Source organism: Methylibium sp., from assembly GCF_031393925.1.
Classification (GTDB): domain Bacteria; phylum Pseudomonadota; class Gammaproteobacteria; order Burkholderiales; family Burkholderiaceae_C; genus Methylibium.
Genome location: NZ_JANMWL010000199.1, coordinates 1 through 9,192 on the forward strand (window position 1 = coordinate 1; position 9,192 = coordinate 9,192).

The following is a 9,192-nucleotide window of genomic DNA, read 5'->3' on the forward strand; positions in this document are numbered from 1 at the left end:
CGAGCGTGTCGTTCCGGGCCGCGAGTGCGCACGCCGATGGCATCGTGTTCGAGAACCCGCTGCATGACTTTGCGCAGCGCATCAGCTACCGGCTGCTCGGCGACGGCTCGCTGCTGGCGCGCATCGAGGGCGAGCGGCGCGGTCGCACGCGCGCGGTCGAGTTTCCGATGAGGCGCGTGGACTGCCCGGGATAATCGCGAGCCACTTCCGCTGTCGCCCTTCTCGCCATGTCGCTTTCCTCGCTACCGATCCCGGTGCACACGATGCTGCCGCCGAGCGCCTCCAACATCGTCTGAATGATGGACATGAGCGGCGCGGGACACACGAGACGGAATGCGGCCATGCGCTTCAGGCATGTCGTCCTTGAAGGCCCGATCGGCGTGGGCAAGACCACGCTGGCGCGTGCGCTGGCCGAGCACTGGGGCGCGCGGCTGGTGCTCGAGCATGCGGCCGACAACCCCTACCTCGAGCGCTTTTACCAACACATGGGCGGGCAGGGCGCGGGGCGCGGCAACCCGCTGGCGCTGCCCACGCAGCTGAGCTTCTTGTTCGACCGCGTTGAGCAGCTCAAGGAACTGGCGCAGCCCGGCATGTTCGAGCGCGGCGTGGTGAGCGACTTCCTGTTCGCCAAGGACCGGATCTTCGCGCTGCTCACGCTCGGCGACGAAGACCTCGCGCTCTATCAACAAATCTACAAGCGCCACAGCGCACAGGCCACGGCGCCCGACCTGGTGATCTGGCTGCAGGCCGAACCCGACGTGCTGATGGCGCGCATCAAGAAGCGCGGCCTGGCGGCCGAGCGCGGCCTCTCGGAGGAATACCTGCGCGCGCTGGCCGACGGCTACCACCGCTACTTCGCCAACCACCGCGCGAGCCCGGTGCTGGCCGTCAACACCGACGCCTTTCACCCGGCCGAGAACCGCGACGATTTCCAGCGCTTGCTGGAGCGCATCGAGCGCTTTCGCGGACCGTTCGAGTTCTACGATCCGCCCGACCGGCCCGGCCGCGCCGCCAGCGGCCTCGCGGGCAAGGCCGGCAAGGGCAGCAGCAGTGGGCTGATCATCTCGTGACCGTGATGTGACAATCCGCTCCGCCCGGCGCCGCCCTCTGCGCCGCATCTTCCGGGAGCCCCTCTCTTATGTTTGGCAAACTGCTGCCGCGTGAAGGCAATTTTTTCGAGCTGTTCAACCAGCATGCCGACCACATCGTCGAGGGCGCACGCGCCTTCATGGCGATGATCGAGAACTACACCGACCTGCCCGAGCGCGAGCGCCAGGCTGCTGCGGTCGACGTGGCCGAGCGCCAGGCCGACAAGGTGACCGCCGAGGTCAACCGCCTGCTGCACAAGACCTTCATCACGCCGCTGGACCGCGAGCAAATCCACGGCCTCATCAATGCCATGGACGACATCCTCGACCTGTTGCAGGACGCCACCGAGACGATGACGCTCTACGACGTGCGCCGCATGACCGAGGAGACGCTGCGCCTGGGCGAGCTCAGCGCGCGTTGCTGCGAGCGCGTGCAGCATGTGGTGAGCCTGCTGCCGCGCATCAGCGAGCCCAGCGCGGCCGAGGCGGCGATCAAGACCTGCGAGGAGATCGACCATCTGGAGAGCGACGCCGACCGCGTCATGCGTGCGGCGATGAGCAAGCTCTTCCGCGAGGAGCCCGACACGCGCGAGCTGATCAAGCTCAAGGCCATCTACGAGATGCTCGAATCGATCACCGACCGCTGCGAGGACGTGGCCAATCTCATCGAGGGCATCGTCCTCGAGAACTCCTGAGCCGACGGCCAGGATGAAACACGCCCGACGCTCATTGCGCTTCATGCTTCGCAGTGTGCGCGACGCGCGGCGCAGCCACTGACATGCAGTCGGTGCAGCTCGGTTTCTGGGTGGTGGCCTCGTTGGTGATGCTGGCCATCGCCTTCGATTTCATGAACGGCTTTCACGACGCCGCCAATTCGATCGCCACAGTGGTGTCCACCGGGGTGCTCAAGCCGCAGCAGGCGGTGCTGTTCGCGGCCTTCTTCAACTTCGTGGCCTTGTTCGTGTTCCAGCTGTCGGTGGCCAAGACCATCGGCAAGGGCATCGTGGAGCCGGGCGTGGTCGATCCGAACGTGGTGTTCGGCGCCCTCGTCGGCGCGATCGCCTGGAACTTCGTCACCTGGTACTACGGCATTCCGTCGTCGAGTTCGCATGCGCTCATCGGCGGCATCGTCGGTGCGGTCATGGCCAAGGCGGGGCCCGGGGCGTTGATGGGCGGCGGCGTGGCCAAGACGATGGCCTTCATCATCGTTTCGCCGCTGCTCGGCTTCTTGCTCGGCTCGATGCTGATGGTGGCAGTGGCGTGGCTGTTTCGCGGCCGCACGCCGCTGCGCATCGACCGCTGGTTTCGCCGCGCCCAGCTGGTCTCGGCGGGCCTGTACAGCCTGGGCCATGGCGGCAACGACGCGCAAAAGACCATCGGCATCATCTGGATGCTGCTCATTGCCTCGGGCTACGCTGGCGCCGCCGACACCTCGCCGCCGTGGTGGACGATCTGGAGCTGCTACATCGCCATTGCGCTGGGCACCATGTTCGGCGGCTGGCGCATCGTCAAGACCATGGGCCAGAGGATCACCAAGCTGAAGCCCGTGGGCGGCTTCTGCGCCGAAACGGGCGGTGCGGTCACGCTGTTTCTCGCCACCGGCCTGGGCATTCCGGTGTCGACCACGCACACCATCACCGGCGCCATCGTCGGCGTGGGCTCGACGCACCGGCTCTCGGCGGTGCGCTGGGGCGTGGCCGGGCGCATCGTGTGGGCATGGGTGTTCACCATCCCGGCCTCGGCGCTGATCGCGGCGCTTTTCTACGCGTTGAGCCGTTTCGTTTTCTAGCGCGCCAGCCAACGAGGCTGGCGGCACCCGGGCCTACTTCTTCTCGACCAGCTTCTTCAGGTTGGCCAGCCCCGACTGGTAGACGCCGGTCACTGCCTTGACCGCGGCCTCGTCGTTCTGGTCCGGCGGCGGGTTGTTGTTGGGGTAGGCGCGGTAGAAGGCGCCGCGCCATTCGACCGTGGACTTGCCGCCGTCGTCGCTCACGCTCAAGGTCGACAGGTAGTTGGTCACCGGCAGCGCACCGCCGTCCTTGGCACGGTAGGTGTAGGACTTGGCCTGGGCGTTGTACTTCTCCAGCGTCTCGACCAGGCCGCCGCCGCCCTTGAGTTTGACGGTGCGCACCGAGCCTTCGGTGTTGCCCTGGTCGGCCGGGCTCGCCTCGACGGCCGGGTGCCATTTGGCGAGCGCGTCGAAGTCCTTGAGCTGCGCCCACACCGCCTCGGCGGGGGCGTCGATGGTGATCTTTTCGACCACCTTCTGGCGCGTCGGGCCGTGCGCAAACGCGGCACCGGTGGAAACGAGGGTCAGCACCGCGAGCGCGGCATGCCGGCGTGAAAGCATCGGAAGTCTCCTGGGGTCAAGCACGGGGAAAGTGCGGGTTTGGAAAAGCGGGAAAGCGGCACCAAGTGTCGGCCAGGCGGCGCGCCTATTTCGGCACGGGCTCGCCGATAAAGGCACCGAAGCCGCGCGGATTGCGCCCGGTGGCGATGGTGTGCAGCAAGCGCCCGGAGGCGGCGTCGAGCACGGCAAGGCTGTCGTCCATCCAGTTCACGACCAGCACCCGCTCGCCTGCCGCGGCCACGCCTTCTGGGTAGCCAAAGCCGCCGAGCGTTTGCACCACCGCGAGCGTGGCGGGATCGATGACCGAGACGCTGTCGGCGTGCTGGTTGGTGATGTAGAGCCGCCGACCGTGGTCGGCCAGCGCAGCGCCATAAGGTGCCTTGCCGACCTTGACGGTGGCGACCACGCGCGCGCTCGCCAAGTCGATCACCGACACGTCGTCGCTCAGCACGTTGAGCGCATAGAGCCGCTGGCGCGGCGCGTCGATCAGCAGCGCGAAGGGATGGTGGCCGACCGCGATGCGCTTGGCCACGCGTGCGCTCGCCACATCGACCACGGCCACCGTGTCGTCGTCGCGCTCGGCCACGAACACCGTCTTGCCGTCGGGCGCGACCGCCACGCCGGCCGGCGCCTGCCCGATTGGCACGCGCAGCACTTCGCGGTGGCTGGTGGTGTCAAAGCCGAGCAGATGGCCGCCGTACCAGTCGGCCACGTAGACACGCGCTCCGTCGGCCGCCGCGTCGATGCCGACCGCGCCGGCGCCGGCCGGCAAGGTGGCGATCACGCGCTCGCTCGCCATGTCGACCACCGACACCGCGTTGTCGCCGGGCGCGGTCACGAACACCTTGCCGACGCGGCCGACGGCCACCACGCCGGCCGGCGACTTGGCCACCGGGATGGTCGTGCGCACCTGCTGCGTGGCCAGGTCGACGACCGACAGGCTGTGGTCGCCCTGGTTGGTGATGTAGGCGAACGGGGCGGCATGCACAGTGGCCGCGGTGGCCGCGGCGACGAGCAGCGTCAGTGCGGGCAGCGCGGCCCGACCTGGCAGGCGCTGGCGAGGGCGGGTCGGGTGCATCGCGTGATTGTGGTCACCCGGGTTCCTGCGCGCTGCGCAGCCTGGTATTCGCCCTTGTGGGCGGCAGTGCGGGCTCATGCCCGCGCCGCGCGACGGGCCGCGGGCATTTGCCCCGGCGTTGCGCAAGACGATGCGATGCGCGGCGTGCTGCCGCGTGCTCCGCGGCTCAGCGCAGGCCGAGCTTGAAGGCGATCATCGCGCGCAGCTTGTTGGGCGCCACCGGCTTGATGAGCACATGGACGTCGTGGCGGCTCGCCTCGTCTTCGTGGCCGACCATCGTGCTGCCCGTCACCAGGATCGCGGGCAGCGGCGCCGCTAAAGCCGCGAACGCCGCGCGCATCAGTGCCAGTGCGGCGAGGCCGCTGCGACCGTGCGGCAGGCGGTGGTCGACGATGGCCAGGTGCGGCGCCTCGGGCGGCGGCGTCTGGCGCAGCCAGTCTTCGACCGCCGCCACGCTGTCCAGCGCCACCACCGTGGCGCCCCAGCTTTGCAGCAACACCGACAGGCCCTCGCGCACGGCGGGCTCGTCTTCCACCACGACGATGCGGCGCTGCTCGAGCCGCAGCAGGAGGGCGGCGCGCGCGGCGTCGGGCAGAGGCGTCGGCGGGCGCGGCGCGCGGCCCAGCGGCAGCGTGAGCGTGAACACGCTGCCGCGACCCGGCACCGACGCCAGGCCGAGCGGCGCATCGATCAGCCGCGCGAGCCGCTGCACGATCGCCAGCCCCAGCCCCAGCCCCTTGGCCTCGTGCGCGCCCAGCGGTGCGCTGCCCTGCACCTGGTAGAACTCGTCGAAGATGCGCGTCTGCTCGGCCGCCGTGATGCCCACGCCGGTGTCCCACACCTGCAGCAACACCGCGCCGCCGCGCTGGCGCGCACTGACCAGCACGCCGCCGTCGATGCTGTAGCGGATGGCGTTGGCGACCAGGTTGCGCAGCACGCGTTCCACCAGCAGCGGGTCGGCATGGACGGCGCGGTGCATGCCGCGAAAGCGCAGCGCCAGGCCCTTCTCGAAGGCGGTCGGCGCGCCCTGCAATTCGAGCCGCTTGAACAGCTCGCGCAGGCTGAAATCGACCGCATGAACCGCCACGCCACCGCTGTCGATGCGGGTGATGTCGAGCAGTTCGCCGAACAGGCCTTCGAGCGCATCGACCGAGCTGTTGATGCTGTTGACGAGCTGAGTCACCTCCACGTCGCCGCGGCTCTTGGCGCGCAAGGCCTCGGCGAACAGGCCCATTGCATGCAGGGGCTGACGCAGGTCGTGGCTGGCCGCGGAAAAGAACTGCGTCTTGGCGCGGTTGGCCGCCTCGGCCACGCGCCGGGCCTCGTCGGCGGCGGTCTTTTGGACCTGCAGCTGCGCGGCCAGGCGCTCGGTGCCTACCTTCAGTGAGATCGCCTGCTCGAACACGCGGCGGTAGCTGCGCGCCAGCATCGAGGTCATGATGAAGATGAGCGCCAGCACCACGGCCAGGCCGAGCGCGTCCGGGTCACCGGGCAGCGCAACCCGCAGGGTGACGGGCACGAAGCACAGCGACGTGAAGGCGAAGTAAATGCGGTAGTGCGACGCTAGCAAGGGAATGGCGCCGACGCAGTAGCTGTAGAGGATGAGCAGCAGCGCCGACTGGTGGAAGGCACGGCCGTCGCCGTAGAACATCCAGCCCGCCAAGCCCCAGAGCGCGCCGGTCGCCAGCGAGCCGGCGTTCCAGAGGCGCTGCCACGACGCCGCGTCCAGCTCGGCGGCGGCCGGCCCGGCGCGCCGGTAGCGGCGCACGATCAGCACGCGAATGGTCCACAGCGCCACGAACAGCAGGCTCCAGCCCACCAGCTCGGTGCGGGGCGCCACCGCGCTGAAGATCACCAGCACGATGACGACGCCGAGCAGGTGGCCGGCGAGAGCCACGCCGGCCTGGCCGTAGAGCGAGCGCACCAGGTCGGGCAGCAGGTCCGCTTCGCTTGGCCGCGGTGGCGGTGGCGGTGGCGGTGAGGTTGCCGTCAACGCGGCGTCGGCCGTCGCCGGCAGGGGCAGGGCGCTCATCAGAGGTGCTTCGTGCTACGCATTCGGGCTGCGCTCGTCGGGCGGCCGTGCGGGCTCATGCCGCCCGAGACCTCATGAACAATCGTCAGCGCTCGCGCGGCTTGCCACGCGGCCGCCTTGCTGCGTCATCTGGCTGACCGCCAGCACGGCCTGCGTGCGCGAGTTGACGCCGAGCGCGCGCAACACCGCGGCCACATGGTCCTTGATGGTTTCGACCGAGACCTCGAGTTCACGCGCGATGAGCTTGTTGGGCTTGCCCTGTAGCAGCAGCGCGAGCACGTCGGTCTGGCGCGGCGTGAGGCCGAGCGTGGCCAGCGTGGGCACGGCCTGGAAGTCGCCCTGCGTGGCCTGCGTGCCGATCATGTTCATGTAGCCGGGCACGGTCTCCTGCTCGGCAGGGGGGTCCGCCGCAGCGGCACCTTCGACGCCCAGCGTCATGGGCGGCACGTACACGCCGCCCGACATGACCAGCCGCAGCGCCTCGAACAGCATGTCGTTGTGGGTGCGCTTGGGAACGAAGCCCATCGCGCCCAGGTCGATCGCGCGGATCACGTCGCTGGTGCGGTCGCTGCCCGACACCACCACCACCGGCAAGGCCGGGTAGGCGGCGCGCAGTTCGGCCAGCAGGTCAAAGCCGTCGGCGTCGCCGAGCTGCAGGTCGAGCAGCACCAGGTCGAAATCGGCGTCCAGGACGAGTGCTGCGCGTGCCGCGTTCGCGCTGGACACGCCGGCCACGGTGACGTTTTCGCCCAGGCCCTGGATCACGGATTTGAGTGCCGACAAGATCAACGGGTGATCGTCGATCAGCAAGACTTTCATGGCACTCTGTTCCCCCGACTTTGAATGATTTGCGCGCGATGGTAGTAGCGGTCCCGGCGCGGCCGCGGTGTCCCTTCTAGGGGTTGCCAAAAGCGCGCGCAGTGCGAACGCCGATGCGCTGTCAGAAAGGGCGTCATGCGCTGCGCTTCAGGAGGCGAGCGCCCAGCGCGTCAGCGGTGCCCATTGTTCGAGGTCTTTTTCAACCCGGCTCGGCGCCACGTCCCACAGCGTGAGCCCGCGCGCTGCGAGGTGGATGTAGTTTTGCGTGTCACGCAGGTGTCCGAGCACCGGCACGCCCAGCTTGGCGAGAAACGCAGCGAGTTGCTCGGCCGCGATGGTGCCTTCGCGCACGCGGTTGCCGACCACCGCCACGTCCACGCGCTCGCTCTTGCGCCGCGCCAGCAAGGCGTCAAGGAAATCACGCGTGGCGTAGATGTCGAAGATGCTCGGCTGCAGCGGCAGCAGCACGCGGTCGGCAATCTTCATCACCTCGTCGAGCTTCTTGCCGTGCAGCCCGGCGGGCGTGTCGAGCACGACATGCGTGGTGCCCCTGGGCGGCTTGGCAAGGCGATCGGCGTCAAGCTCCCAGCCTGCAATGACGGGCAGATGGGTCGGTCGCAGGCCGAGCCACATGCGCGCCGACTGCTGGCGGTCGGCGTCGCCGAGCATCACCGCATGGCCCTGGCGGACCAGGAAGCCGGCGAGGTTGGTCGCGAGCGTGGACTTGCCCACGCCGCCCTTTGGATAGGCCACCCCGATCACCGCCCTTGCACGGTCCCGCCGCGTTTTTGCGTCTGGACGTCGGTTATGTTAGCGGCGCGCGCGCGCTCGCTGCCTGACGCGCCGTCCGTGCTTCCCCCAAGCTGCCGCAACGCCATGTCCCATGTGCTCGTCCTTGCCGCCCACCCCGACCTGCGCCTGTCGCGCGTGAACCGAGCGCTGCTCGACGCGGCAAGACAGCTCGGCGCCGATGCCTCTGCAGCCACCACCACCACCACGCGCTCCACGCCCGCCGCGTCGGGCACACCCAGCACGCCCGTCGCGCCCTCCATCGAAGTGCGCGACCTCTATGCGCGCTACCCCGATTACGTGATCGACGTCCCCGCCGAGCAGGCCGCGGCCGAGCGTGCCGACCTGATCGTCTGGCAGCACCCGCTGCACTGGTACGCGATGCCACCGCTCATGAAGCTGTGGCTCGACGACGTGCTCACGCTCGGCTGGGCCTATGGACACGGGCCGAACGGGCCGGGCACGGCGCTGCGCGGCAAGGACGTGTGGCTGGTCGCCTCGACCGGCGGCCCGGCGTCGGCCTACCACCCCGACGGCTACAACCGCTACTTCTTCGACGCCTTCCTGCCGCCCTACGAGCAGACCGCCGCACTCTGCGGCCTGCGCTTCCTGCCGCCGCTGCTGATGCACGGTGCGCATGGCGTGAGCCGTGAGGCACTGGCCGACCATGTTGCCGCCTACCGCCAGCGGCTCCTCAGCTACCCCGGTTGGCCCGAGATGGCCGACATCGAAGCCTGCCCCGCATGCGAAGTGCCGCAGCGCGACCGGCCGGGCAAGGCGGTGACGTCGCAGGTGCAGCCGTGAGCGCGCGTTGCCCTCACCCCAGCCCTCTCCCAGAGCGGGGAGAGGGAGAACAGCAGTGCAACCCTCCCCCAGAGGGAGGGGGAGCGACATCATGAGCGCTGTCACCCCCTGGCTCACCGGCGCGCTTGTGTTCCTCGGCGCCGCCGTCCTGGCGGTGCCGCTGGCCAAGGCGCTTGGTCTGGGCGCCATCATTGGTGACCTGGCCGCCGGCATCCTGATCGGCCCGTTTGGC

General features: G+C 69.2%; 10 protein-coding genes. 5 read left to right on the top strand and 5 right to left on the bottom strand.

All coding sequences use genetic code 11. The annotated features are described in order from the left end of the window. From RMO12_RS11010 to RMO12_RS11025, 4 genes are all read left to right on the top strand, one after another. Nucleotides 1–194 (top strand): hypothetical protein (locus tag RMO12_RS11010; RefSeq protein ID WP_309639315.1); only part of this gene is annotated, 194 nt, incomplete at its 5' end. Between the two features lie 147 nt (nucleotides 195–341). Next, nucleotides 342–1,070, top strand: a complete 729-nt coding sequence (locus RMO12_RS11015) for a deoxynucleoside kinase (RefSeq protein WP_309625223.1) — start codon at nucleotides 342–344, stop codon at nucleotides 1,068–1,070. A gap of 68 nt (nucleotides 1,071–1,138) precedes the next feature. Further along, nucleotides 1,139–1,783 (top strand): DUF47 family protein, encoded by a 645-nt coding sequence (locus tag RMO12_RS11020; protein WP_309639316.1) that lies wholly within the window; start codon nucleotides 1,139–1,141, stop codon nucleotides 1,781–1,783. A gap of 83 nt (nucleotides 1,784–1,866) precedes the next feature. Continuing rightward, complete coding sequence (locus RMO12_RS11025; protein ID WP_309639317.1) at nucleotides 1,867–2,877, top strand: anion permease; 1,011 nt, start codon at nucleotides 1,867–1,869, stop codon at nucleotides 2,875–2,877. A 33-nt stretch (nucleotides 2,878–2,910) separates the two neighbouring features. Here the strand turns inward: RMO12_RS11025 and RMO12_RS11030 are convergent, their stop codons facing one another. From RMO12_RS11030 to RMO12_RS11050, 5 genes are all read right to left on the bottom strand, one after another. Beyond that, nucleotides 2,911–3,438 carry an SRPBCC family protein gene (locus RMO12_RS11030; RefSeq protein ID WP_309639318.1) on the bottom strand — a complete coding sequence of 176 codons (528 nt, stop codon included), beginning with the start codon at nucleotides 3,436–3,438 and terminating at the stop codon, nucleotides 2,911–2,913. Between the two features lie 85 nt (nucleotides 3,439–3,523). Further along, nucleotides 3,524–4,516 carry a YncE family protein gene (locus tag RMO12_RS11035; RefSeq protein ID WP_309639319.1) on the bottom strand — a complete coding sequence of 331 codons (993 nt, stop codon included), beginning with the start codon at nucleotides 4,514–4,516 and terminating at the stop codon, nucleotides 3,524–3,526. 166 nt (nucleotides 4,517–4,682) lie between these two features. Beyond that, entirely contained in the window at nucleotides 4,683–6,548 is a 1,866-nt protein-coding gene (locus RMO12_RS11040; protein WP_309639320.1) for an ATP-binding protein, read from the bottom strand. A 72-nt stretch (nucleotides 6,549–6,620) separates the two neighbouring features. After that, nucleotides 6,621–7,367, bottom strand: a complete 747-nt coding sequence (locus RMO12_RS11045; RefSeq protein WP_309639321.1) for a response regulator transcription factor — start codon at nucleotides 7,365–7,367, stop codon at nucleotides 6,621–6,623. A gap of 147 nt (nucleotides 7,368–7,514) precedes the next feature. Then, nucleotides 7,515–8,129 (bottom strand): ParA family protein, encoded by a 615-nt coding sequence (locus tag RMO12_RS11050; RefSeq protein WP_309639322.1) that lies wholly within the window; start codon nucleotides 8,127–8,129, stop codon nucleotides 7,515–7,517. A gap of 114 nt (nucleotides 8,130–8,243) precedes the next feature. Here RMO12_RS11050 and RMO12_RS11055 point away from each other — a divergent pair, with 114 nt between their 5' ends. Next, nucleotides 8,244–8,960 carry an NAD(P)H-dependent oxidoreductase gene (locus tag RMO12_RS11055; RefSeq protein WP_309639323.1) on the top strand — a complete coding sequence of 239 codons (717 nt, stop codon included), beginning with the start codon at nucleotides 8,244–8,246 and terminating at the stop codon, nucleotides 8,958–8,960. The last annotated feature ends 232 nt before the right edge of the window (nucleotides 8,961–9,192 follow it).

Coding starts and splice junctions, on each gene's coding strand:
- RMO12_RS11030 (WP_309639318.1), bottom strand. CDS start 3,438: ATGCTTTCACGCCGGCATGCCGCGCTCGCGGTGCTGACCCTCGTTTCC.
- RMO12_RS11045 (WP_309639321.1), bottom strand. CDS start 7,367: ATGAAAGTCTTGCTGATCGACGATCACCCGTTGATCTTGTCGGCACTC.
- RMO12_RS11055 (WP_309639323.1), top strand. CDS start 8,244: ATGTCCCATGTGCTCGTCCTTGCCGCCCACCCCGACCTGCGCCTGTCG.
- RMO12_RS11025 (WP_309639317.1), top strand. CDS start 1,867: ATGCAGTCGGTGCAGCTCGGTTTCTGGGTGGTGGCCTCGTTGGTGATG.
- RMO12_RS11015 (WP_309625223.1), top strand. CDS start 342: ATGCGCTTCAGGCATGTCGTCCTTGAAGGCCCGATCGGCGTGGGCAAG.
- RMO12_RS11020 (WP_309639316.1), top strand. CDS start 1,139: ATGTTTGGCAAACTGCTGCCGCGTGAAGGCAATTTTTTCGAGCTGTTC.
- RMO12_RS11035 (WP_309639319.1), bottom strand. CDS start 4,516: ATGCACCCGACCCGCCCTCGCCAGCGCCTGCCAGGTCGGGCCGCGCTG.
- RMO12_RS11040 (WP_309639320.1), bottom strand. CDS start 6,548: ATGAGCGCCCTGCCCCTGCCGGCGACGGCCGACGCCGCGTTGACGGCA.